Source organism: Roseibium sp., from assembly GCF_965229775.1.
In the GTDB taxonomy this organism is placed as follows: Bacteria; Pseudomonadota; Alphaproteobacteria; order Rhizobiales; family Stappiaceae; genus Roseibium.
In genome coordinates, this window is record NZ_OZ245929.1 from 5,568,941 (window position 1) to 5,591,823 (window position 22,883).

28 protein-coding genes are annotated in these 22,883 nt (G+C 60.4%); 23 read left to right on the plus strand and 5 right to left on the minus strand.

Translation table 11 applies throughout. The features are described 5' to 3' along the window. Nucleotides 1–6 precede the first annotated feature (6 nt). Nucleotides 7–1,275 (minus strand): FAD-dependent oxidoreductase, encoded by a 1,269-nt coding sequence (locus ACO07N_RS25420; RefSeq protein WP_421983674.1) that lies wholly within the window; start codon nucleotides 1,273–1,275, stop codon nucleotides 7–9. 112 nt (nucleotides 1,276–1,387) lie between these two features. Between ACO07N_RS25420 and ACO07N_RS25425 the strand changes: the two genes are divergently transcribed. From ACO07N_RS25425 to ACO07N_RS25450, 6 genes are all read left to right on the plus strand, one after another. Then, the gene (locus tag ACO07N_RS25425) at nucleotides 1,388–2,362 is read left to right on the plus strand and encodes a sodium:proton symporter (protein WP_421983675.1); all 975 of its coding nucleotides are present in this window, start codon (nucleotides 1,388–1,390) and stop codon (nucleotides 2,360–2,362) included. 59 nt (nucleotides 2,363–2,421) lie between these two features. After that, complete coding sequence (locus ACO07N_RS25430; protein WP_421983676.1) at nucleotides 2,422–3,192, plus strand: DUF2259 domain-containing protein; 771 nt, start codon at nucleotides 2,422–2,424, stop codon at nucleotides 3,190–3,192. Nucleotides 3,193–3,411: 219 nt separating this feature from the next. Continuing rightward, nucleotides 3,412–4,080, plus strand: a complete 669-nt coding sequence (gene rpe / locus ACO07N_RS25435) for a ribulose-phosphate 3-epimerase (RefSeq protein WP_421983677.1) — start codon at nucleotides 3,412–3,414, stop codon at nucleotides 4,078–4,080. Between the two features lie 220 nt (nucleotides 4,081–4,300). Continuing rightward, nucleotides 4,301–5,056: an FkbM family methyltransferase gene (locus ACO07N_RS25440; RefSeq protein ID WP_421983678.1), complete on the plus strand. Its 756-nt coding sequence runs from the start codon at nucleotides 4,301–4,303 to the stop codon at nucleotides 5,054–5,056. A gap of 437 nt (nucleotides 5,057–5,493) precedes the next feature. Continuing rightward, a complete protein-coding gene (locus tag ACO07N_RS25445) occupies nucleotides 5,494–7,104 on the plus strand; it encodes an APC family permease (RefSeq protein WP_421983679.1) in 1,611 nt (536 codons plus the stop codon). Between the two features lie 18 nt (nucleotides 7,105–7,122). After that, entirely contained in the window at nucleotides 7,123–7,644 is a 522-nt protein-coding gene (locus tag ACO07N_RS25450; RefSeq protein WP_421984489.1) for an MFS transporter, read from the plus strand. 24 nt (nucleotides 7,645–7,668) lie between these two features. Here the strand turns inward: ACO07N_RS25450 and ACO07N_RS25455 are convergent, their stop codons facing one another. Next, a complete protein-coding gene (locus ACO07N_RS25455) occupies nucleotides 7,669–8,151 on the minus strand; it encodes an NUDIX hydrolase (protein WP_421983680.1) in 483 nt (160 codons plus the stop codon). Nucleotides 8,152–8,318: 167 nt separating this feature from the next. Here ACO07N_RS25455 and purB point away from each other — a divergent pair, with 167 nt between their 5' ends. The 3 genes from purB to ACO07N_RS25470 all read left to right on the plus strand — a co-directional run bounded on the left by purB (nucleotide 8,319) and on the right by ACO07N_RS25470 (nucleotide 11,124). Then, nucleotides 8,319–9,647 (plus strand): adenylosuccinate lyase, encoded by a 1,329-nt coding sequence (gene purB, locus ACO07N_RS25460; protein ID WP_421983681.1) that lies wholly within the window; start codon nucleotides 8,319–8,321, stop codon nucleotides 9,645–9,647. A gap of 147 nt (nucleotides 9,648–9,794) precedes the next feature. Beyond that, on the plus strand, nucleotides 9,795–10,544 hold the full coding sequence (locus tag ACO07N_RS25465) for a metallophosphoesterase family protein (protein WP_421983682.1): 750 nt from the start codon (nucleotides 9,795–9,797) through the stop codon (nucleotides 10,542–10,544). Nucleotides 10,545–10,569: 25 nt separating this feature from the next. Then, nucleotides 10,570–11,124: an RBBP9/YdeN family alpha/beta hydrolase gene (locus ACO07N_RS25470; protein ID WP_421983683.1), complete on the plus strand. Its 555-nt coding sequence runs from the start codon at nucleotides 10,570–10,572 to the stop codon at nucleotides 11,122–11,124. 40 nt (nucleotides 11,125–11,164) lie between these two features. On the opposite strand, the gene ACO07N_RS25475 is transcribed toward ACO07N_RS25470, so the two are convergent. After that, complete coding sequence (locus ACO07N_RS25475) at nucleotides 11,165–11,974, minus strand: HpcH/HpaI aldolase family protein (RefSeq protein WP_421983684.1); 810 nt, start codon at nucleotides 11,972–11,974, stop codon at nucleotides 11,165–11,167. 175 nt (nucleotides 11,975–12,149) lie between these two features. Between ACO07N_RS25475 and ACO07N_RS25480 the strand changes: the two genes are divergently transcribed. Then, nucleotides 12,150–12,563 carry a hypothetical protein gene (locus ACO07N_RS25480; protein WP_421983685.1) on the plus strand — a complete coding sequence of 138 codons (414 nt, stop codon included), beginning with the start codon at nucleotides 12,150–12,152 and terminating at the stop codon, nucleotides 12,561–12,563. Between the two features lie 227 nt (nucleotides 12,564–12,790). On the opposite strand, the gene ACO07N_RS25485 is transcribed toward ACO07N_RS25480, so the two are convergent. Then, nucleotides 12,791–13,114 carry a DUF1476 domain-containing protein gene (locus tag ACO07N_RS25485; protein WP_421983686.1) on the minus strand — a complete coding sequence of 108 codons (324 nt, stop codon included), beginning with the start codon at nucleotides 13,112–13,114 and terminating at the stop codon, nucleotides 12,791–12,793. Nucleotides 13,115–13,438: 324 nt separating this feature from the next. On the opposite strand from ACO07N_RS25485, the gene purC reads away from it, so the two are divergent. From purC to ACO07N_RS25510, 5 genes are all read left to right on the plus strand, one after another. Next, nucleotides 13,439–14,203 carry a phosphoribosylaminoimidazolesuccinocarboxamide synthase gene (gene purC, locus ACO07N_RS25490; RefSeq protein ID WP_306145997.1) on the plus strand — a complete coding sequence of 255 codons (765 nt, stop codon included), beginning with the start codon at nucleotides 13,439–13,441 and terminating at the stop codon, nucleotides 14,201–14,203. Between the two features lie 133 nt (nucleotides 14,204–14,336). Then, nucleotides 14,337–14,576 (plus strand): phosphoribosylformylglycinamidine synthase subunit PurS, encoded by a 240-nt coding sequence (purS, locus tag ACO07N_RS25495; RefSeq protein ID WP_421983687.1) that lies wholly within the window; start codon nucleotides 14,337–14,339, stop codon nucleotides 14,574–14,576. A gap of 15 nt (nucleotides 14,577–14,591) precedes the next feature. Continuing rightward, nucleotides 14,592–14,699: a phosphoribosylformylglycinamidine synthase-associated small membrane protein gene (locus tag ACO07N_RS25500; RefSeq protein ID WP_319382743.1), complete on the plus strand. Its 108-nt coding sequence runs from the start codon at nucleotides 14,592–14,594 to the stop codon at nucleotides 14,697–14,699. A 17-nt stretch (nucleotides 14,700–14,716) separates the two neighbouring features. Continuing rightward, entirely contained in the window at nucleotides 14,717–15,385 is a 669-nt protein-coding gene (gene purQ, locus ACO07N_RS25505; protein ID WP_421983688.1) for a phosphoribosylformylglycinamidine synthase subunit PurQ, read from the plus strand. Nucleotides 15,386–15,421: 36 nt separating this feature from the next. After that, complete coding sequence (locus tag ACO07N_RS25510; protein WP_319382745.1) at nucleotides 15,422–15,676, plus strand: DUF2164 domain-containing protein; 255 nt, start codon at nucleotides 15,422–15,424, stop codon at nucleotides 15,674–15,676. 42 nt (nucleotides 15,677–15,718) lie between these two features. Here ACO07N_RS25510 and ACO07N_RS25515 read toward each other — a convergent pair whose 3' ends face one another. Continuing rightward, a complete protein-coding gene (locus ACO07N_RS25515; protein WP_421983689.1) occupies nucleotides 15,719–16,522 on the minus strand; it encodes a helix-turn-helix domain-containing protein in 804 nt (267 codons plus the stop codon). A 109-nt stretch (nucleotides 16,523–16,631) separates the two neighbouring features. Between ACO07N_RS25515 and ACO07N_RS25520 the strand changes: the two genes are divergently transcribed. The 8 genes from ACO07N_RS25520 to ACO07N_RS25555 all read left to right on the plus strand — a co-directional run bounded on the left by ACO07N_RS25520 (nucleotide 16,632) and on the right by ACO07N_RS25555 (nucleotide 22,875). Then, complete coding sequence (locus ACO07N_RS25520) at nucleotides 16,632–17,168, plus strand: peroxiredoxin-like family protein (RefSeq protein WP_421983690.1); 537 nt, start codon at nucleotides 16,632–16,634, stop codon at nucleotides 17,166–17,168. Between the two features lie 174 nt (nucleotides 17,169–17,342). Beyond that, nucleotides 17,343–18,155, plus strand: coding sequence for a class I SAM-dependent methyltransferase (locus ACO07N_RS25525; protein WP_421983691.1), 813 nt, complete (start codon nucleotides 17,343–17,345; stop codon nucleotides 18,153–18,155). A gap of 191 nt (nucleotides 18,156–18,346) precedes the next feature. Next, a complete protein-coding gene (locus ACO07N_RS25530) occupies nucleotides 18,347–18,637 on the plus strand; it encodes a hypothetical protein (RefSeq protein WP_421983692.1) in 291 nt (96 codons plus the stop codon). Between the two features lie 193 nt (nucleotides 18,638–18,830). Beyond that, complete coding sequence (purL, locus tag ACO07N_RS25535) at nucleotides 18,831–21,029, plus strand: phosphoribosylformylglycinamidine synthase subunit PurL (protein WP_421983693.1); 2,199 nt, start codon at nucleotides 18,831–18,833, stop codon at nucleotides 21,027–21,029. Between the two features lie 42 nt (nucleotides 21,030–21,071). After that, a complete protein-coding gene (locus tag ACO07N_RS25540; protein ID WP_306145981.1) occupies nucleotides 21,072–21,305 on the plus strand; it encodes a BolA family protein in 234 nt (77 codons plus the stop codon). 96 nt (nucleotides 21,306–21,401) lie between these two features. Then, nucleotides 21,402–21,530, plus strand: a complete 129-nt coding sequence (locus ACO07N_RS25545) for a hypothetical protein (protein WP_421983694.1) — start codon at nucleotides 21,402–21,404, stop codon at nucleotides 21,528–21,530. A 5-nt stretch (nucleotides 21,531–21,535) separates the two neighbouring features. Then, on the plus strand, nucleotides 21,536–21,871 hold the full coding sequence (gene grxD / locus ACO07N_RS25550) for a Grx4 family monothiol glutaredoxin (RefSeq protein WP_421983695.1): 336 nt from the start codon (nucleotides 21,536–21,538) through the stop codon (nucleotides 21,869–21,871). A gap of 722 nt (nucleotides 21,872–22,593) precedes the next feature. Further along, a complete protein-coding gene (locus ACO07N_RS25555) occupies nucleotides 22,594–22,875 on the plus strand; it encodes an antitermination protein (RefSeq protein ID WP_421983696.1) in 282 nt (93 codons plus the stop codon). Nucleotides 22,876–22,883: the final 8 nt, after the last annotated feature.

Genomic DNA, 22,883 nt, shown 5'->3' on the forward strand with positions numbered 1-22,883 from the left:
CCGGCTTTAGTCGGCAAATCTCGCCGCCGAAAAGGCGCTGAGATCGAAGCCTGTCTGCCGTCCCGCAATCTGCTCGGCCAACAACCGGCCGGTGACAGGCCCCAGCGTGAAGCCGTCATGGCCATGACCAAAATTCAGCCAGAGCCCGGGTGTCCTTCTCGACGGACCGCACACGGGCAGGGAATCCGGCAGACACGGCCTTGATCCCAGCCACGGCTCCTCCTGGAGAGCGCGGCCGAGCGGCAGAAGCTCGGAGGCGCGCCGTTTCGCCAGCTTGATGATGTTCGGATTCGGCGGCGCATCCCGGTCCGCAAGTTCGACACCCGTCGTCAGACGGATGCCCTTGTCCGTCGGTGTGAGCGCGAAGCCATTGTCCACGTCCACCACGGGCCTCGACAGCGACGCACCGGTCTGCGGCTGGAAATGCATGTGGTATCCGCGTTTGGCCACCAGCGGAAACGGTTCACCGAATTTCGTCAGGAGATCATTGGACCACGCCCCGAGGGCAATCACCGCGTTGCCGGCAAGAATGGTTCCCCGCTCACTCTCCAGAACCCAGTCGCCATGTTGGCGCTCAAGTTTCATGGCGTTGCCGCGAAAATAGGCGCCGCCTTCCTGGATGTAGGCACGCCAGAACGTATCGACGACCGCCCCCGGATTGGACACCGAGCAACTGTCTCGCCAGTGAACCGCCCTGACATGCGCGGATTTCAGGCCGGGCTCCAGCACGCGCGTTTCTTCTGACTGCAGTTCATCGTAGGCGACACCGAACACTCTGGCGTACCGGCGTTCGACCTCCCCGTGACGGTACGAGGCATCGCTGCGATAAAGATAGAGCCAGCCGCCCTTTCTGTAGAAACGGTCGGCGATGGTTGAACGGGCGAGATCGAGATGATCCTCCGCGGCAAGCGCTCTCAGGGGCGCGATCGCCCTGGAATAGGCTTCGATGCCACGCGGGCTGCAGGACGCATGATACTGACGCAGCCACGGCAACAGCTCGACGGTCTTTTTCAGATTGAGCGAGACGGCGCTGGACATGCCGAAGGCGATTTTCATCAGCTGCACGGGATTGGTCGGAATGGCGTGCGGCGTAAAGCCGTTGCACTGGACAATGCCCGCATTGCCGAACGACGCTTCTTCGCCCGGATGCGCCCGGTCGACCAGAGCGACGTCCAGTCCCTGGCGCCTCAGGTGGATGGCGGTGCAGACGCCGACAATACCCGCGCCGAGCACCACGACATCACAGACATGTGGCTGACCTGCCCTGTTTGTCATACACCTACCTGAAGCATGACAGGAACGCCGTTCCGACTGGTGTCGGCGCCCCCGTTCGGTTAAGTAGCGCAAGGTGACCGCCTCACCTCGCGGTTTCAGGAGACGACTTTAGATGATTCGAATGCTCGGGGCAGGATTGGCCTTTACCGGCCGTCATGGAACGACCGCACTTGCGGTGAGCATCTTCATCGGACTGGCCCTGCCTGCCTTGTCGGCGTATCTGCGGCCCTATCTCGAGTTCGCCGTCTTCGGCCTGCTGACGCTTGCCTTCCTGCGGGTTGACCAGACCGCCATCAGGACGCGTCTGAAGCGGCCTGCTCTCCTGATCGCCGCCCTCCTCTGGATGATGCTGGGGGCTCCGCTCCTCACCTATCTGCTGCTGACCCACACCGGGCTTTCGCAGTTGGGCCCGGACGTCGCGCTTGCACTGTTCATTTCCACGGCAGCCCCGCCGGTCCTGGCGGCGCCCGCCTTCATCTACCTGCTCGGTCTCGACGGGACGCTCAGCCTTGCCCTTTCGGTCGCCGCCATGATCGTCACGCCGCTGACGGTTCCCTTTGTCGGCGGCCTCATGCTTGGCGATGCCCTGCCCCTCAGCGTCGGCGGCCTGGCCATGAAGCTGTCGATCCTGCTTGCCGGGGCATTTGTGATCGCCATGATCCTGCGGCGGGTTCTCGGCAAGGAACGACTTGCCCGCAGCGGTGATCACATCAGCGGGCTGAACGTGATCGTGCTGCTGATCTTCGCGATCGCGGCCATGGACGGCGTCGCCGCAAGTTTCCTGTCGCGTCCGCTCTTCACGCTCGCCATCACCGCCTTCACCTTCGGCCTGGCGCTCACGCAGATCTGCCTGTCGCTTGTCCTGTTCGCCCCTGCCACGCGGGAAGATGCCTATGCCATCGCGCACACCTGCGGAACCCGCAACATGGGGCTGATGGTCGCCGCTTTCGGCGGAACCCTGCCGGAATTCACCTGGCTCTGGTTTGCGGTCGGCCAATTCCCGATCTATCTATTGCCGATGTTCCTCAAACCCTTCGTCCGGGTTTTCTGCCGGCTAAACGTGGATTCTGTGACGCAGCGGACCTGAATCGGCAGTCGGACATGATTAAGGTGGTCCGAGACATGCGCATTTCGAAGGACACACCCATGCCAAACGGATTCCGCCTCCCGGCACCTCTTTATCGGGCGGCCCTCTGTCTGCTGCCGATGCTCGCACTCATCGGGCCGGCAACGTCATCCGCCAGTGCCGGCGACACGGCCGAACTGGAGATCTACGGCTTTTCAAGCCACGGCGATTTTTTCGCCTTCGAACAATACGGCTGGCAGGATGGCTCCGGCTTTCCCTATTCGGAAATCTTCGTTCTCGATGTTCGGACCGACAGCTGGGTGAAACCCTCCCCCTTCCGCCGCGTGGATGAGATCGACGAGGAAAACGGCTATGATCCGGAAGACGCGCTGGCCGAAACCCGCACCTTGAACCAGAAGGCCGCGCACGCGCTTCTCGACAAGACATCCATATTCGGGATGGGAAAGACAGTTGCCTTCAACCCGGCGACGGAACTCGACTCGAACCCCTACCACATGCGGGTTGCGCCGCGGCTGCCGCTTTTGTCGGGCGAAACCTCGATCGACCTGACCTTGAACGAATACCCCCTCCAGAACGCGGAGTGCGCCGGTTACGGTGTTGAAACGAAGGGTTTTCAGCTGACACTGGTCGCAAATGGCGTGACCCGGACCCTGAACAACGACACCAGTGTGCCCAAGAGCCGACGCTGCCCGTTTTCCTATCGGATCGAGCGGGTATTCACCTTCTACCCGGAAAAGGGACCGGCGGTTTTCGCGATCTTCGTTCAGATGGAAAGCCTCGGCTTCGAAGGGCCGGACCGCAGATATCTGGCGATAACAGGCCGGTTCTGAACGCGGTGCCAATCTGGCGATCGTTCAGAAGATGCACCGGAAAAGGTTGAAGGGACGTGACGTGTCACGGGGGCACTTCCGTCTGCCTGCTATCGCGCCGGCGACCGTCTCAGGGCGAAAAAGAATTTGAAACGGACAACCTGCCGTGATAGCCGCCCACTCAGATCTGTCGGCCCGGCGCCTAGGGGACGGACCTTCGGACACAGCGGGAGCCTTGCCATGCCACGTGACATCAAAATTGCACCTTCGATCCTTGCCTCCGACTTTTCCAGGCTCGGCCAGGAAGTCCGTGATGTTGTGACGGCCGGCGCGGACTGGATCCATCTGGACGTCATGGACGGGCATTTCGTGCCGAACATCACCTTCGGCCCCGATGTCATATCGAAACTGCGTCCGCATTCGGACAAGGTCTTCGATACGCATTTGATGATCGAACCCGTCGACCCATACCTTGAGGCCTTCGCAAAGGCCGGGTCCGACATCATCACCATCCACGCAGAGGCGACCACGCATCTGGACCGCACGCTTCAGGCGATCCGCGATCTTGGCAAGAAGGCGGGCGTCTCCCTCAATCCGTCGACACCGGAAAGCGTGCTGGAATATGTGCTGGACCGTCTCGACCTGATCCTGGTCATGACCGTCAACCCGGGATTCGGCGGACAAAAGTTCATTCATTCCCAGGTGGAAAAGACCCGCCGCATCAAGGCCATGATCGGTGACCGCCCGATCGATCTGGAAATCGACGGCGGCGTGACCCCTGAGACGGCCCCCCTTGTTACCGATGCGGGTGCGAACGTGCTGGTTGCCGGCTCCGCCGTTTTCAAGGGCGGTACGATCGACAGTTACACGCAGAACATCGCTGCCATCCGCAAAGCTGCTGCAGCCTGAGGCTGCGCAAGCGCGGACTTGCAACGCTTAGACTTTTCTTCACCCTGAATGACCGCTTCTGCTCTCACGCAGAGCGCCTTAAGGGTTTGGAAATGCCGATACGACAGCTTTGCTACCCTAGAGGAACCACAGCTCTTTCAGGGTGTAAGGCAAGATGTTGCGTACTAGAAGTTTATCCAGTCTTCTGATTGACCGTGGTCTTTACGCAGTGGCAGAGGCGATGCGCAACAGGGCGAACCGCCGGAAGGGGTTCACGCATATTTGCGTGCCCATGAACGATGTCATCGGCATGCGCCTGTTCAGCACCGGAAGTTTCGAACAGACCCAGCTTGATGGTGTCCAGGATTATCTTGACGAGACGTCCGTTGACGAAGACGGCGTCTTTCTCGATGTCGGCGGCAATATTGGCGTCTATTCCATTCTGCTGCGCGACTATTTCGGACAGGTGTTTGCCTTCGAACCCAATCCGGTGACCTTCGAGGTGCTCAAGGCCAATCTGGCGCTTGCCGGTGCCGGCAACGCCACTGCGATCAACGAGGCGCTGTCGGACACGGAGGGAGAGGTGCCGATTTTCGTGCCCCGGAACGGAAACCTCGGATGGGCGACCCTTGACGAGACACATCACGAGATCCCCGTGGACCGGACCGATATCGCATGCACGACGATGGACGCATTCATTGCGTCCAACGGCATCGACGCCGCCAAGATCCGGCTCATCAAGATCGACGTCGAAGGGCACGAGACCAGCGTCATCAGGGGCGGTGAAAAAACGCTGAGCGAACACAGGCCGCCGCTCTTGTGCGAGGTGCTGAGCGATAGCAACGGCGCTGACCTGCTGTCCTACCTGCAGGAGCTCGGTTACACGCGTTTCGAAGTTTTCAGGCGCGATATCAGAAATGTCTTCTCCACGACGGTCCGGCGCGAACAGGTGGATCTGTCCAGCACCGGAAAAGCGGCACTCGTTCTCGCGACTTGAAGCAGGCCCGTCCCCGGCAACTTTATGACTGCCTGCCGGTTCACGCCGCAGTCGCATCCGTTTCGGCGATCTTCCGATACGGGAAAACCAAATCCCGGCTTCCCGTTTTGACCTTCCCTCGGCGAGGTGATGGCCCCATAAATGAGACTGAAATGGCATGGGAAATGGTGAAATCCCGTCAGGAAGGGTGTGCGGAGCGGGCTTCGTGCCCGGTCAAGCACGCTAACGCCACGGGGTGAAGCCATTTCCATGTCCTTCGGATTTGACCGGCTTGCGCCTCCTCTGCGTTGCGAAAGGTTTGAAAATGTGGAACATTTCCTGCGCTTCCGCTCCTTGACGAGAAGCAAGCCGCCTCAAACCATTTCGGCCTCATTTATGGGTCCATCACCTGAGCTCCCGGCACATGCCGACGTTTGCGGGGGAACATCTTGGCGCACATGCAACGCAGCATCGGGCTCTTGGGCCTGACCTTTGTCGCAATCAGCGGCATTCTCGGCTCCGGCTGGCTGTTCGCGCCACTCCTCGCCGCACAGGCCGCCGGTCCCTCGGCGCTGCTTGCCTGGCTGATCGGCGGCGTTGCCATGCTGTTGCTGGCCGCGACCTTTGCCGAAATTTCGGCGATCCTGCCCGTTCCCGGCGGCATCGGCCGCGTTCCGCATTTTTCGCACGGTTCCGTTGTATCCATGGCGATGGGCTGGACGGCGTGGGTCGGATACAACACCGCCGCGACAATCGAAGTCGAAGCGGTGCTGCGCTATTCGGCAAGCAACGCACCCTGGCTTTATGCGCCGGGCGGTCAGCTCACGCCGGCCGGTCTCGGCGTTGCCTGTGTCTTGCTGATGGTTTTCACCGTGCTGAATGCCTTCGGCGTCAAGTTCTTTGCGCGCATCAACACGGCTCTCACGTGGATCAAGATCATTGTCCCGTCGCTTCTTGCCGCCGTCGTCATCGCATCGGCATTCCGCCTTGAAAACTTCAGCAGCTATGGCGGATTCGCCCCCGAGGGTCTGAAGGGAATCCTGTCAGCCATCTCGAGCGGAGGCGTGATCTTCGCGCTCCTCGGCTTCCGGCATGTCATCGAAATGGCGGGGGAAGCCCGCAACCCGAAGGTCAACGTCCCTCTCGCGCTGGTGCTGAGCCTGGTAATCTGCCTGTTCATCCTCGGCGCCCTGCAGATTGCCTTCCTGGGTGCGCTGAGCGGCAAGGACCTGGAAAACGGCTGGCACGCACTTCACTTTTCCGGTGAGCTCGGACCGATGGCTGCACTCGCAACGGCGGTCGGTGCGCTATGGATCGTCAGTCTTCTGGACACCAGCGCGCGCATTTCCAGCTTTGCTTCCGGCCTGGTCTCGGTCGGGTCGAACGCGCGCCTGGGCCTTGCGATGGCCCAGAACGGCCTGTTTCCGAAATTCATGGAACAATTGTCGCGTCGCGGCGTGCCGTTGTTCGCCTTGCTGGTGAATTTCCTGGTTTCGGCGATTTTCTTCTTTCTGCTCCCCTTCAAGGAAGTGATCGCGCTCAACACCTCTTCGATCGTGTTGTCCTTCGTCGTCGGCCCCATCGCCGTTCTGGCGTTCCGCCGGCTGCTGCCCGACACGCCGAGAGCCTTTCAACTGCCCGCGGCCCCCTTTACTGGCTGCCTTGCCTTCATCGTTGCCAGCCTGATCATCTACTGGAGCGGCTGGGACACGCTGAGCCACCTCGGCATTTGTCTGGCAATCGGTTTTGTGCTCCTGCTGGTGCGCAATTCACAGGGGGGATTTGACAGTCTCGACTGGCGCGAGGCGTCGTGGCTTGCACCCTATCTCGCCGGCATCATGCTGCTTTCCTATCTCGGCTCGTTCGGCAACGGCGCGAATGTAATCCCGCTCGGCCCGGACATGCTCGCCATCGCTCTGCTGGCCGCAGTCGTCTACGTCTTCGCCATCCGCCTCAGCCTCGACAAGACGAAATTCAAGCGATACCTGGCAGAGGAATTCCTGGATGAAATCGAAGAATATGATGTACCGGAAGACGCTCCGGCGGAAAAACCCGACTTCAGGTTCTAGGGTTCGGCCTTGAGCCCCATGATTGCAGAACACAGAAAGTGGTGGTTGCTCGCGGCCATGAGCGGCGTGCTCGGACTGATCGTTCTGGACGAAACCGTTGTCACCGTCTCCCTGCCCTCCATTGCCGACGAACTCGGCCTGTCGGTCTCCGCCACCCATTGGGTGGTCAATGCCTACCTGTTGAGTTTCACCTGCGCCGTGGCCCTGGCGGGCCGTCTCGGAGATCATTTCAGCAGGCGCAGCTACTTCACTGCGGGTGCCGCCCTGTTTTCGCTCGCCCCTCTGCTTTTGTGGGGCCCATCGATGCCGAGCATCGCCATTCCGGTTCGCCGCGTGCAGATGAACTCCGTTCCCCTGGAAAAGCACGGGCAGGCAAGCGGCATCAATCTGACGCTGCAGATGCTGGGCGGAAGCATGGGGCTCGCCGCCATGAGCGCGCTCCACGCGGAAACCCCGAGCTATGCCGTGCTGTTTACCGTCATCGGCGTGACGATGCTGCTCGCAGTTCCCGTCGCCATGCGCACCATCGAACGGAGCTGACCGGCCGCGGCGCCGGACCGCGTTTCAGCTCAGCCGGGACCTGTGCCCGGTTTTCATGTCCGAACCCGAAATCCGTTCCCGAAGACCCGTCGGGTAAAGCTCAAGCCCCTTGGCGTCCATTTCGGCGAGCGAGACCCACTTCGCCATCCCATCGGTTTCGTCGCTCTCTTCAAAGACGAGGCTGTCCTGCCGGTAGAACCGGTTGTCGGTGAAATGGGCATGGCACAGAAAAACGATCTCGTGTCCCGGCACGCCATGATGCTCGAACAGGTTCTCGATCACGAATTGGGAGTCGAGCAGCGTGATCTGTGCACCCAGCTCTTCCAGGAACTCCCGTTGCAGGGCATCCCGCCAGGGTTCGCCGAATTCAACGGTCCCCCCGAGCGGCCGCATTCCCGTTGCGCGGCCGCTGTCATCGTAGACATCGGACAGGAGAAGCGCGTCATCCTGCCAGATCAGGGCAAGCGCCTTGACCGTGATTGTGTTTGCGGGACGCCAGATCGGCATGCGGTTCTCCATGGTCCTTCGGCTAAGACGAATCGCGCGGCGACACCCGTAAAGTTCACCGCCCTGATGCCGCCCGCAAGCAAAATCCGTATCAGCGCATTGAAGGGCGCGCCGCCCTCTGCTATGCCGCAGCCAGGTTTTCCCCGCATGAAGAGGTTCTGTCCGCGATGATCCCGCGCTACTCCCGTCCCGACATGGTGTCCATCTGGTCTCCGGAATCGAAATTTCGCATCTGGTTCGAGATTGAAGCCCATGCCTGCGATGCGCTGGCTGAACTCGGCGTCATCCCGAAGGAAGCCGCGGCGACAATCTGGGAAAAGGGCGGCAACGCGACGTTCGACATCGATCGCATCGACGAGATCGAACGCGAAACCAAGCACGATGTCATCGCCTTTCTGACGCATCTGGCGGAAATCGTCGGTCCGGACGCCCGCTTCGTTCACCAGGGCATGACGTCTTCCGATGTTCTGGACACCTGTTTCAACGTCCAGCTGGTCAAGGCCACCGACCTTTTGCTTGCCGACCTCGACGCCCTGCTCGACGCGCTCAAGCGCCGGGCAATGGAGCACAAGGACACGGTCTGTATCGGCCGCTCCCACGGCATTCACGCCGAACCGGTCACCTTCGGCCTGAAAATGGCCGAGGCCTACGCGGAATTCGACCGCTGCAGGACCCGGCTGCTCGCAGCCCGCGAGGAAGTGGCGACCTGCGCGATTTCCGGCGCCGTCGGCACCTTCGCCAACATCGACCCGCGGGTCGAGGAACACGTCGCCAAGGCAATGGGCCTCACGGCCGAGCCGGTCTCGACCCAGGTGATCCCGCGCGACCGGCATGCCATGTACTTCGCGACGCTCGGCGTCATTGCATCTTCCATCGAGCGCGTCGCAACGGAAGTCAGGCACCTTCAGCGCACGGAAGTGCTCGAGGCGGAAGAGTTCTTCTCCAAGGGGCAGAAGGGCTCCTCGGCCATGCCGCACAAGCGCAATCCGGTGCTGACGGAAAACCTGACCGGTCTCGCCCGCCTGGTACGCGGCTATGCCATTCCGGCCATGGAAAACGTCGCGCTCTGGCACGAACGCGATATTTCGCACTCGTCCGTCGAACGCATGATCGGCCCCGACGCGACGGTGACGCTCGACTTCGCCCTCGCCCGGCTGACCGGCGTCATCGACAAACTGATGGTCTATCCGGAGCGCATGATCGGCAACATGGACCGCCTGGGCGGACTGGTGCATTCCCAGCGCATCCTGCTGGCCCTGACACAGGCCGGCTCCTCGCGCGAAGACGCCTACCGCCTCGTTCAGCGCAACGCGATGAAGGTGTGGGACAGCTACCAGGTCGCGGGCGCGGCGTCGGTCGATTTCCTGACCGAGCTGCTGAACGATGCCGACGTGCGCAATTACCTGTCCGAAGACGAAATTCGCGACCGCTTCGACCTCGGCTACCACACCAAGAATGTCGACGTGATCTTTAAGCGCGTCTTCGGGGAAGGCTGAGCCACCTTTAGGACCGCCCGCAATGCCATTGCCGTCCCGGACTTGATCCGGGACCACTAACGGTGCTTGAAAGGAGACCCTGGTTCAGGACCGGGGCGGCATTTTGAAAATGGCCTGAATACTGATGTCTCTGCGCCGGAGTTGCTCATGAAAATCGCGGTTATCTCCGACATTCACGGCAATCTGCTTGCCCTGGAAGCTGTGCTTGAGGACCTGAAACACGCAAGCCCGGACCTGATCGTCAACCTCGGTGACTGCGTCTCAGGACCGCTGTGGCCCGAGGAAACGGCGGCGATCCTGCGCGAGACGGACTGGCCGACGGTGCGCGGCAATCACGACCGGTTTCTGATCGAGGACCCGATCGAGAAAATGGGACCGACGGATGCGTTTGCTGCCGAGCGCCTGAGCGCTGCGAGCATGGACTGGCTGAAAACCACCAGAGCGACGATCCGGCTGAGCGACGATGTGTTCCTGTGTCACGGCACACCGGACGATGACAACAGATACCTGACCGAAAAGATCGACGGTCCCAAGGGCCATCTCCCGGACGAAGAAACGCTGCTTGCGGACATCAGGTCCGAATCCGCACCGGTCATCTGCTGCGGTCACACCCACATTCCCCGCGTGATTCATCTGAGCGCAACGGGCCAGACGATCCTGAACCCCGGCAGCGTCGGTCTTCCCGCCTATGAGGATGATCATCCGCACCGGCACAAGATGGAGGTCGGCAGTCCGCATGCGCGCTACGCCGTGATGACAAGGTCGGGCAAGGACTGGAATTTTCAGGAACGAATCCTCAGCTATGACTGGGACGCGGCCAGCCTGGAGGCGGACCGGAATGGCCGGCCGGGCTGGGCTCGCGCGCTGAAACACGGCTTTTACGGCCCGCTTTCCTGACGGGAACGAACATCGGAACTTGGCGATGAAGATATCAGAGACGGACATCCTGCTCATACCGGGCTATGGCAAGACCCTGCCCGGTCACTGGATCCTGCGCTGGCGCGACAAGATGGCGACGGCCCGTGTCGTCAAACAGGCCGAACTTCACGCCCCGACGAAGAAGGACTGGCTCGACAAGCTGGTGCGTGAGGTCGATGCCGCCGAACGGCCGGTGGTTCTCGTCGCACATTCACTGGGCTGCATTCTGGTCGCTCACGGCGCCCATGTCCTGAAGGACAAGGTCAGGGGTGCCTATCTCGTCGCCCCGTCCGACTGGGACAGGGACGGCCTGGTCGAGGAGTTCGACGGCGGCGACTTCACGCCGATCCCCCGCGATCCCCTGCCCTTTCCCTCGCATCTCGTCGCCAGCCGGAACGATCCTTATTGCGACTATGAGCGCGCCGAGGACCTCGCCGGGGCCTGGGGCGCGACATTTCAGGATGCCGGCGAAGCCGGCCACATCAATGTGGAAAGCGGCCACGGCCCCTGGCCCGAAGGCATGATGTCCTTCGCCCACTTCATGAAGCGGCTCGGCTGAACCGGGTCATACCGGCCGGAGCGAAACAGACGCGGTCCGGTCAGTAGCCGGCCTCGGGTTTCCCGGCCACCCTGTCTTTCAGCCAGCTGACCTCACCGAGGGCTCCGCGTGCTGCGCCATCGACAAAGAGCGTGTCGATGCCGTGGGAGATCAGCTGGTAGCCCATGGATACGGCCTCTTCCACCTTTTCGCCGCTCAGACAGAAGATCCCGGCAAGCTTGCCAGCCGCCAGTGCTTTTTCGGCGATTTTCGCGCACGCCTCCGCTGTCGCCGCCCCGTTGGGATCAAGCGCGGCCCCGTTCGAAAGCGACAGGGAAAGATCGCTGGGACCGACAAAGATGCCGTCCAGCTCCGGCACCGACAGGATGTCGTCCAGGGCATCGATGGCCTCCTGCGTCTCGACCATCGCAAGTCCGATCGTCTGGGAATTGGACGCCTTCAGATACTCTTCGTTCGACTGGCCCGTGAGCATGACCGCACGCCTCGGCGACCAGCTTCGGTCACCGAGCGGCGGGTATTTCAGCGACCGTGCGAAGTCTTCCGCATCCGCCCTGGAATTGATCATCGGTGCGATGATGCATTCCGCGCCCATGTCGATCAGCCGTCCGGCAAGCGCGTTGTCGCCGACAGGAATGCGCGCGATCCGGTGGGCACCGCCCAGTGCGATATGCGTGAAGGCGTCCACGGTGGCATCGAAGTCGTACATGCCGTGCTGCATGTCGATCGTCACGGCGTCATAGCCCGCGCGGGCAAGAATTTCCGGGATCATCGCGGAACGCAGGAAACACCAGCTGGTCACGACCGGGGTCCCGGAACGCAGTTTGTCGGCAAGAAACGTTTTGTCAGTCACGGTTCAACTCCCATGTGTTGCCGCGATCAAAACGCGCACGGACCCGGGCCGCAAGCCCAGTCCGGAACAAAATCGTCGCAAAGGCCGCCTTTCTCGCCGTCGTTGCCCCGCGCTCATTTCGAAATGCGGAAAATGTCGTGGCTTCCGGCACGGCTTGTTGTCCACGGGCCGGGCCATGAAAGACGGATTCGTGCGCCTTTATCCCTTGACCGAACCCGGCAAGCTCCCTACCTTACCTTACGTAATTTCAAAATTTATTTGTTTAGAAAAAATGTTCAATTCTGTTGCAATGCTCGCGCTGATTTCGGCGTTTTTTTACAGTGTGGCAATGGTCGCGATGAAGTCCCTGGCGGAGTTTCCAAGCATCGGTCTGGTGCTGATCATTGGAGCCGCACTCCTGACGGCAGGCGCTTTTGAAGTGTTTGCCCTGAGGCAGGAACGATTGGGCCTGATCTATGTCGGTATTCTCGGGGCCGAAGTGATTTTCATCGGTGCGATGACTCATTTGTATTTCGGTGAAAACTACTCGGTTCGTGAACTGACCGGCATGGGGCTTGTCCTGATCGGAACGGCCATCGCCTGGACCTGACTTTCAGGTCCAGGACCAAAGACGCCCGAATCCGTTTTTTGATCGGAGCACCTGACGAGGGTGGCACCGCATGGGAATGATGTGCCCGCGAATCCGTCTGACACGCCGCCCGCTTTTTTTAAAGCGCCGCTGCAGGATGAACAGTTCCGGCAACAAGCACTGAAACAAAAACGCCCGCCGTTTCCGGCGGGCATTTTGCATTCGTATAAGGGATGCTCAGTCCCGCATCAGCCTTCGTTCTGAAGCTGTTCGATGGCCGTGGACATCAGCTCGTCCATGTTGCGGCGGATCTGATGGTCGGACTGGTCGATGTTGTTCGTGTCGAAATCCTCGCGGATTTTGCGGAACACGTCCTCATCGCCCGGCTCCTCGAAGTCCGCACGGACGACTTCCTTGGCATATTCCTCGGCCTTTTCGCCTTCATAGCCCAGCAGTCCGGCGGCCCAGATGCCCAAAAGCTTGTTGCGGCGCGCGGTCGCTTTGAACCGCAGCTCCTCGTCATGCGCGAATTTGTTTTCAAATCCCTGTTCGCGCTTGTCGAAAGTGCTCATACTCTTCGTCTCCTGAACTGCGTTCATGCACTGCACCCCATATGGGGTTTGTCTGGCCTCTTGCATATCCCCGCAGGGCCATCAAATCAACGCGATAGATACGCACATGCGCCAAAAGCGGAATAAAGCCGCGATTTCCCGTGTGCATCGGCTCGCCGGAAAAACATAAGATTGTACTTTCGTCGCGCTTCGGGTAAGTTCCGCGCCGCAAATGAGGGATTGCCGCCTTGTTGGCAGACGCCGGTCGACCGGAACAGGTCCCGCAGGGCCCGTCGCCAGGTGAGCAAGACCCATCCCCAGGCTTCACAAAAAACGGTATAGCCCATGAACCGCCGTCGGCGCATATACGAAGGTAAAGGCAAGATTCTCTACGAAGGTCCGGAACCGGGAACACTGGTCCAGCACTTCAAGGACGATGCGACCGCCTTCAATAACAAGAAACACGAGATTGTTGACGGCAAGGGTGTTCTCAACAACCGCATTTCCGAGTTCATCTTCAATCATCTGAACGCCATCGGCATTCCGACTCACTTCATCCGGCGCATGAACATGCGCGAGCAGCTGATCCGCGAAGTCGAGATCATCCCGCTGGAAGTGGTCGTGCGCAACGTCGCCGCCGGGTCCATCGCCAAGCGCCTCGGATTGGAAGAAGGCACGCAACTGCCGCGTTCCATCATCGAGTTCTACTACAAGAATGACGAGCTCGACGACCCGATGGTTGCCGAGGAACACATCACGGCCTTCGGCTGGGCGACCCCTCAGGAACTGGACGACATGATGGCGCTCGCCATCCGCGTCAACGACTTCCTGTCAGGCCTGTTTCTCGGTGTCGGCATTCGCCTTGTCGACTTCAAGATCGAGTGCGGCCGCCTGTTCGAGGGCGACATGATGCGCATCGTCGTTGCCGACGAGATTTCGCCCGACAGCTGTCGTCTGTGGGACATCGAGACCAACGACAAGATGGACAAGGACCGCTTCCGCCGTGACCTCGGCGGCATGCTGGAGGCCTACCAGGAAGTCGCCAAGCGTCTCGGCATCATGATAGCCGTCGAGCGGCCGGCCAACTCCGGTCCGACGCTGGTGCAATAACCGTTGAGCCCCCCGCAATCCGCAAGATTCGCGGGGGTTTTTCGTTTCCCCTCCCTTCTTCTCTTCCAGAACCGGACAAGCTGGTGTAAGGAGCCTCGCAGGCAGGCTGCCAGACTTTTGGAGACCAGGACACATGAAAGCACGCGTCATCGTCACCTTGAAAAACGGCGTACTCGATCCTCAGGGGAAAGCCATTGAGGGAGCGCTGGGTGGCCTCGGTTTCGGCGATGTCGGATCGGTCCGCCAGGGCAAGGTTTTCGATGTTGAACTGACAGGTGCCGACAAGGAGGCCGCCAGGGCGGAACTGGAGCAGATGTGTGAAAAGCTGCTCGCCAACACGGTCATTGAAAACTACGCGATCGAGATCGCCTGAGGCCGGTCACGGACCATGGATGAAGACACCCGCAAGGCCGTGACGTTCATGGCGCTCAAGGCGGCGGTGTTCATCCTGCTGCCAGCAATAGCGGCGCTCGTTGCCGTTGTTGTCCTGCTCTAGAACTACGGGATTGCCAAATGAGAACCGCCGTCATCGTCTTCCCCGGCTCCAATCGCGACCGCGACATGTTCCATGCGCTCGAGCTGATCACGGGTTCGCGGCCGCAGAGCGTGTGGCACACGGAGAGCACCCTGCCCGACGTGGACCTCGTCGTCGTTCCGGGCGGCTTTTCCTACGGGGACTATCTGCGTTCCGGCGCCATCGCGGCCCGTTCGCCGATCCTGAAGGACTTGGTCGCAAAGGCCGACAGCGGCGTCTCCGTCCTGGGTGTGTGCAACGGCTTTCAGATCCTGACCGAGGCGGGCCTCCTGCCCGGCGCACTCATGCGCAACGCCGGTCTGACCTTCGTCTGCAAGGAAGTGAAGATGACAACGGTCAACAATGCCACCCGGTTTTCATCGAAATTCACCAAAGGCCAGGTCTGGCGCTGCCCGGTCGCCCATCACGACGGCAACTATTTTGCGGACGAAAGCACGCTCGCCGGGATCGAGGACAATGGCCAGGTCGTGTTCCGATATGCCGACGGCACCAACCCCAACGGTTCCATCAACGACATTGCCGGCATCACCAACGACAAGGGCAACGTGCTTGGTATGATGCCGCACCCGGAAAACCTCGTGGAGCCGCTGAACGGCGGTCTCGACGGCCGGCTTCTGTTCGAGAGCCTGCTCGACCGGGCTGCTTGAGCCACTTCGGGCGCTGACAACTCCGGGGAGGACGCCATGAAGGAACTCAAGCTCGACAAGGACGTCAGGGCGCGCCTGACGGCGCAGATCCAGCGATATCTCGATGACGAACTGGACCTTGAAATCGGCAACATGGATGCGGAGTTCCTGATCGACTTCCTGAGCGGCTCGCTCGGCGCCCATTTCTACAATCTCGGACTGAAGGACGCCCAGGCGCTCTTTGCGCGCAAGGCCGATGATGTCACCGACGAGATCTACGCGATGGAGCGCAAGGTCGAGGACCGGACGTAGTCTGCCACCTTGTCCGCGGACGTTTGCCCAAAACCGAACCCGTCACGCAGCCTGATTGCGCTTCTGTTTCGGGGGATAGCCGAAACGCCGCGAAAACGCCCTGGAAAACGCGGCCGGACTGGAAAACCCGCATAGCGTCGCAACCGACTTGACCTGCCGGCCGGATTCAAGCTCCGCCCGTGCGATGTCGAGACGCCAGTTGGAGAGGTAACCCATCGGTGTTGCACCGACGAGTTCCTTGAACGTCACCGCAAACTGTGTTCGAGACATGCCGGCCGTTTCTGCAAGCCGTTCGAGCGTCCAGGATTCTTCCGGTGCCTCGTGGATCGCGACCAGAGCGGCGGCGATACGCGGATGCGCAAGACCGTTCAGGAGCCCGGTATCCGCTTTGCCCTCCTCCATGGCATGACGCAACAAACGGATCACCACGACCTCGCACAGGCGCTGGAAGGCCGCCTGGCCTCCACATCTGGGCGTGGTTGCCTCTTCGATCAGCGGGGTCACCACCGCGGTGAGGTACGGTTCTTCCGAAAGCGGGACGGAAATGCAGGCAGGCAAGGCATTGATCAACTGCCTGCCGATCCCCGAGATGGAAATATGGGCTGCAACAAGCGGCGTTTCCCCGCTCAAAGGTGCGATCTCCGGGTAGGCCTGGTCTTCTTCAGACATCGACGGACAGAAGATCAGCCGGTTGGCACCGCTGGGATCGGCGTAGATCACGAGATTGGCAAACCCGTTGGCGGGCTGATCCACCAGCGCATTTTCCACATGAACCCTCAGACGATCTATCAGCGAGGACAGCCGGTCGAGCTTTCCGCTGAACGAAGTTCGATAGGCAACCGGCAAATTCGTACTCCTGATCATCTTTTTAGGATGTTTATTCTCGTTGCGTTCGCTATTTTAAGCTCATCAAAAGGCAAAAGTGAAGCCTTGCCACCAAAGTCATGAGGAAAAAATGCTAATTCCACGTCAACAGGTACCCGCCCTGACGGTAGACACGCTTGGCTCGGGCGCCTTCGACCTTGCAGCCGACGGAGCCGATTTTGCGACACTCGTCGTGTTTTACCGCGGTCTCCACTGCCCGATCTGCGCAACATATCTGAAAGAACTCGGCCGCCTGACCCCGGACTTCGCGGAAAAGGGCGTCAAAACCATTGCGATCTCGTCCGACGACAAGGACAGGGCACAGCAGATGGCCGACAAGGTCGGACACGAAGCCCTTCGTTTCGGTTATGGCCTGCCGCTCACCGTGGCACGGGAATGGGGCCTTTACGTCTCCACCAGTCGCGGCACCACCTCCATCGGGATCGAAGAGCCGGCCCTGTTCTCCGAACCCGGCGTCTTTCTCGTGAAAGGTGACGGCAGCCTCTACTTTGCTTCCGTCCAGACAATGCCGTTCGTGCGCCCGCATTTCCAGGAAATGATCGGTGCGCTCGATTTCGTGCAGAAGAACGACTACCCGGCCCGCGGCGAATATACCGGCGCGGTCTGAGGGTCGTGCTTCCGGGCCGGGATCCCACTCCCGGCCTGGGGCGATCCCCTTTGCGGTTGACGGCCGCACGCGATTATACTCCCTGCGTCCTCGTTCCCGGTGCATGGAGACAGAAATGCGGAACGCCCATATCCTCCCTTCAGTCCCCCGCCCTTTGATCAAAACGCCCCGCGCATGAACGAGATCGACCGTGTCCGGGACTTTTACGATCGCACCGTCGAAGACGAATGGCTCCGGCTGGAAAAGAACTGGCTCGAATACGGCGTCACCAGTGCCTTTCTGAGCCGCTTTCTGCCGGCAAAGGCGCACATTCTCGACTGCGGGTCCGGACCGGGCCGCTATGCGCTCGACCTGACAGCCGCCGGCCACAGTGTCGATCTGCGCGATCTTTCACCGGAAAACATTGCCCGCGCCCGGGAGGAAGCGCATAAACGGGGCCTGACGTACAACGCGGCACAAGCTGGCGATGCGCGCGACCTGTCAGACCTGCCCGATGCCAGATATGACGCCGTTCTGGTACTCGGGCCCCTCTACCATCTGACCTTGGAAGACGACCGCAACCGCGTCATCTCCGAGACGGTCAGGGTCCTGAAACCCGGGGGCATCGCCGCCTTCGCCTTCATTTCGCGGTTCGCCGCCGCCCACTACCAGCTGAAGACCGATCCCGCGGCCATCGGCAAGCGCCGCGCCGTGATCGACGAGTTTCTGTACGAGCGTCGGCACAGGCTGGCACCCGAAACCGATTTTTTCGTCGACGCGCATTTCGTCGACCCTTCGGAAGTCGCGTCGGTCTTCCACGGAACGGGGCTGGAACAGCGTGCACTCTTCGGCGCCGAGAGCATGATGGCGCAAAGCGAGTGGCGGCTTGCCGATCTGCCGGTTGCAGCGCGGCAGCAATGGCTCGATTTCGCGGTATCCGTGGCCGAAACACCCGCCGCGCTGTACGGCAGCGAACACGTCGTGTTCATCAGCGTGAAACGCGGCTGAACAAGGTCAAATAAGCGGCCCTGCATCAAGCGGAATTAACCGTCAGCGCATTTACGTCCGATTTCAGTTAAACTTTTAGTTATATTGTCACTGTCTATCTTTACAACCCCATCACAACCCATTAATCTACGCGAAGTTGTTTCTGATTTCCTTTTATGCCGACAAATCTCAGCAAAAAATGCGTGATTCCGATGGAACTAAACGATGAAGTGATTGTTGTTTTTAAAAAAATTCTTGAGTCTCAAGGAATTAATACCAGAAAGCACGAATATATTATGCAGACCGATAGCCACATTGATACGAGTAAAGAGTTGACGGCTGAACGTTTACTTCTGCGCATCATGAAACTTGAGCATACGGTCCAGGAGCTCAGGCAGGAAAACACGTTCAAGGACAAGGAAATCAAGCGGCTCGAAGGCCAGATGCGTGACTGGCAGCAAGTCACTTTGAAGCTGCAGTCAAGGGTCGCCAAGCGCGTCTGATACCTTCTCCGTTCGCCGGTCTTTTTCTCCCTGGTGGCGCCTGTCCTTCCCGGCACCTGGATGTGGCGCGTTTCCCGCAAACAAAGTTCGTCGTTCCCCTCCCCTTTCCGGACGCAATCTGCTAAACGGCGGCAACATTGCGCGACCGCGGCTGCCCGGTCCAACCAGGGCGGCCCCAAGAAACTGGAACGACATGATCCCGAACGACATTAAGATCACGCCCGACCTGATTGCCTCTCACGGGCTGAAGCCGGATGAATACGAGCGTATCCTTGAACTGATCGGGCGCGAGCCGACCTTTACCGAACTCGGCATCTTCTCGGCGATGTGGAACGAGCACTGCTCCTACAAGTCTTCCAAGAAATGGCTGAAAACCTTGCCAACCGAAGGCCCACGCGTTCTGCAGGGACCCGGTGAAAATGCGGGCGTCGTCGATATCGGTGATGGCCAGACCGTCGTCTTCAAGATGGAAAGCCACAATCACCCGTCCTACATCGAACCCTACCAGGGAGCTGCAACGGGTGTCGGCGGCATCCTGCGCGACGTGTTCACAATGGGCGCCCGTCCCGTTGCCGCCATGAATGCGCTGCGATTCGGAGAACCCGATCATCCGCGCACGCGCCATCTCGTGTCCGGTGTCGTTTCCGGCGTCGGCGGCTACGGAAACTCCTTCGGCGTTCCGACCGTCGGCGGAGAAGTTGAATTCCACGCCCGCTACAACGGCAACTGTCTCGTCAACGCCTTTGCGGCCGGCCTTGCAAATGCGAATGCGATCTTCCTGTCCAAGGCGGAAGGCGTTGGCCTCCCCGTCGTCTATCTCGGCGCGAAAACCGGCCGGGACGGCGTCGGCGGCGCGACGATGGCGTCTGCCGAATTCGACGATACGATCGAGGAAAAGCGCCCGACGGTTCAGGTCGGCGACCCCTTCACCGAAAAGTGCCTGCTCGAGGCCTGCCTTGAACTCATGGATACCGGCGCCGTCATCGCCATTCAGGACATGGGCGCAGCCGGGCTCACCTGCTCCGCAGTCGAGATGGGCGCGAAGGGTGATCTGGGCATCGAGCTAGACCTCGACAAGGTGCCTGTTCGCGAAGAACGCATGAGCGCCTACGAAATGATGCTTTCGGAAAGCCAGGAGCGCATGCTGATGGTCCTGCGTCCGGCCATGGAGCAGGAAGCCGAAGCGATCTTCCGCAAATGGGGCCTCGATTTCGCGATTGTCGGCGTCACCACGGACACGCTGCGCTTTGTCGTCAAGCATCAGGGCGACGTCGTTGCCGACCTGCCGATCAAGGATCTGGGCGACGAAGCTCCCGAATACGACCGTCCCTGGGCCGAACCGGTGAAACTGCCGCTGCTATCGGCCGCCGACGTTGAAGAACCGGGCGACTACGCCGAAGCTCTGACCACATTGCTGGGCGGCGCCAACGGGTCCTCTCGGCGCTGGGTCTATGAGCAGTATGACACGCTGATCCAGAGCAACACGGCAGCCTCCCCTGGCGGCGATGCCGGCGTGATCCGTGTCGACGGCACACGCAAGGGTCTCGCCTTTTCCGTTGACGTCACGCCCCGCTATTGCGAGGCGGACCCGTTCGAAGGCGGCAAGCAGGCCGTTGCCGAGGTCTGGCGCAATCTGACCGCCGTCGGCTCGGAGCCGCTGGCTGCAACGGACAACCTGAATTTCGGCAACCCGGAAAAGCCGGAAATCATGGGTCAGTTTGTCGGCTGCATTAAGGGAATCGGCGAGGCCTGCCGCGCTCTGGATTTCCCGATCGTCTCCGGAAACGTCTCGCTCTACAACGAAACCCACGGCGAAGCGATCCTGCCGACGCCCGCGATCGGCGGGGTGGGGCTTCTTCCGGACGTGACCGTCCGCGCCGGAGCCTCCTTCGCAAATGAAGGTGACGCCGTGCTGCTTGTCGGCGGTTTCGGCACCCATCTTGGAGCCACGCAGTATCTTGCCGAGGTGCTGGGCCGCGAAGAAGGCGCGCCGCCACCCGTCGATCTTGCCGCCGAAAAGCGCCGCGGGACGATCGTGCGCCAGCTCATCGGAGCGGCACGGCTGACGGGCGTTCACGATGTTTCCTCCGGCGGGCTCGCCGTTGCATTGGCGGAAATGGCGATTGCCGGCGGCATCGGGGCGACGGTCAAGGTCGAGGGTCCCGCGCATGCGGCGCTTTTCGGGGAAGACCAGGGACGTTATGTGCTGACGGTTTCCCGGGACCGGGTCGATGCGGTTCTCGAAGACCTGCTGGACGCCGGAATCGACGCCCAGCAAATCGGCAAAACAGGTGGTCAGGATTTGACTGTTGAGGGCATTCTCACCATATCCGTTGCAAACTTGAAAAAAGCACACGAAGATTGGTTCCCGAACTACATGGCAGGCGCTTGAGCCGTTTGCCTTTCAGGAGCTTGACATGAGGACTGATGCACGATGCCGATGAACGCGAACGAGATCGAAACCCTGATCAAGGAGGCGCTGCCCGACGCTCAGGTGGAGATCCGGGATTTGGCCGGCGACGGAGATCACTACGCGGCAAATGTCGTGTCGGAGCATTTTCGCGGCAAGAGCCGCGTTCAGCAGCATCAGATGGTTTACGAGGCCCTGAAGGGCAATATGGGCGGCGCGCTGCATGCGCTTGCGCTGCAGACCAAGGCACCCGATTGAACTGAGAGGTATTCGTCAATTCGGGGCATTTCCTGCCCTTCCCCTTGAATTTCCGGCGTTTCGAAACACATATGCGGACAAAGTAAGGGAAATCGAATGGTTTGGCTTCTTCTCGCGGTGTTGCTCGTCATGGTCCTGATGGAACTGCGCATCTGGAGAGCGGTGGCAAAACTGATCTATCGGACCGGCCGTGACCGCCTCACGCCCGCCAATCAAAAGGACTGACATCCATGAGCATCCAGGACTGGATCAAGAACGAAGTCGACACCAACGATGTGGTGCTGTTCATGAAGGGCACGCCGAACTTCCCGCAATGCGGGTTCTCCGGCCAGGTCGTTCAGATCCTCGATTATGTCGGCGCGCCCTACAAGGGCATCAACGTTCTGGAAGACGATGAACTGCGTCACGGAATCAAGGAATTCACCAACTGGCCGACGATTCCGCAACTCTACATCAAGGGCGAATTCATCGGCGGCTGCGACATCATCCGTGAAATGTTCCAGAACCAGGAACTCCAGGGCATGCTCTCCGACAAGGGCATCGAAACGACGCAACAGCCCGCCTGATCCGGATTCAATATCTGAACTGACGACGTCAAGGGGCGGTTTTTCCGCCCCTTTTTGCGGTTGAACACCGTCCCAACAACTTTCCATCGTCGCCCCGGACGAACACCGTGAGATCCGGGGCCGGTGAGTCCCGGCGTGCCGATGGGTAACCGAAACAGCGACGAGTCAGTGCCTCCCCGATCCCGGCTCTGCGCTTCGCTCCGTCCGGGATGACGATGAACGAAAAGGCGCAACCCAGGGCCCGCGGCAATCACCCCCTCCTTCGTTACCCCGGGCGAACGATGTGAGACCCGGTGCTCACTCGCCTGTCTGCGCGCGCATGAGATGACACGGACCTCCTCTTTGCTTTTTTGATCGCTCTGCAAACGAGTAGGTCCCGGCTCTGCGCCCCGCTTGGCCGGGATGACGACGAACGAAAAGGCGAAACCCAGGGCCCGCAGCAATCACCCCCTCCTTCGTCACCCCGGGCGAACACCGTGAGATCCGGGGCCGGTGAGCCCGAAGGTGATCGGGAAGACAAACAAGAAAAATTCCTGTTATCCAAAGCAAACCCGAATCAAATCTGGCCGAAATCGGGCGCGGGCTCGGCAAATCTTGGCGAATCACCTAACATGAACCCTAGGTGAATGCGGATTTCAGGGTAAGTATAGGTGCGTTCCGCCATTCTCCGTCCATATCGAAAGGTCCGGCATGATGCCGACCGGGAAATGGGATCGGGGACAATGAACAAGTTTGCAATCGCAACCACCTCTACCTTCGTGATCGCTCTGGCCGGACTCGGCATCGTCCTGTCCGACAGCCCGGCGACCGACCGCGAGTTGCGGCGTGTCGACTGCCAGGCGATAACGATGTTCACGCCCGCGCAGAACAAAAGTCCGGAAGATCTTTGCGCCAACTATGGCGGTGTTGCCGAAACGGGCACCGAGCCGAGCAAGTCCGGACTGGTCATCCTGGTTCGCAATCAGCCGATGGGTGGTTTCGCGGGGGAAAACACGGTGCGCTGATCCGCGGC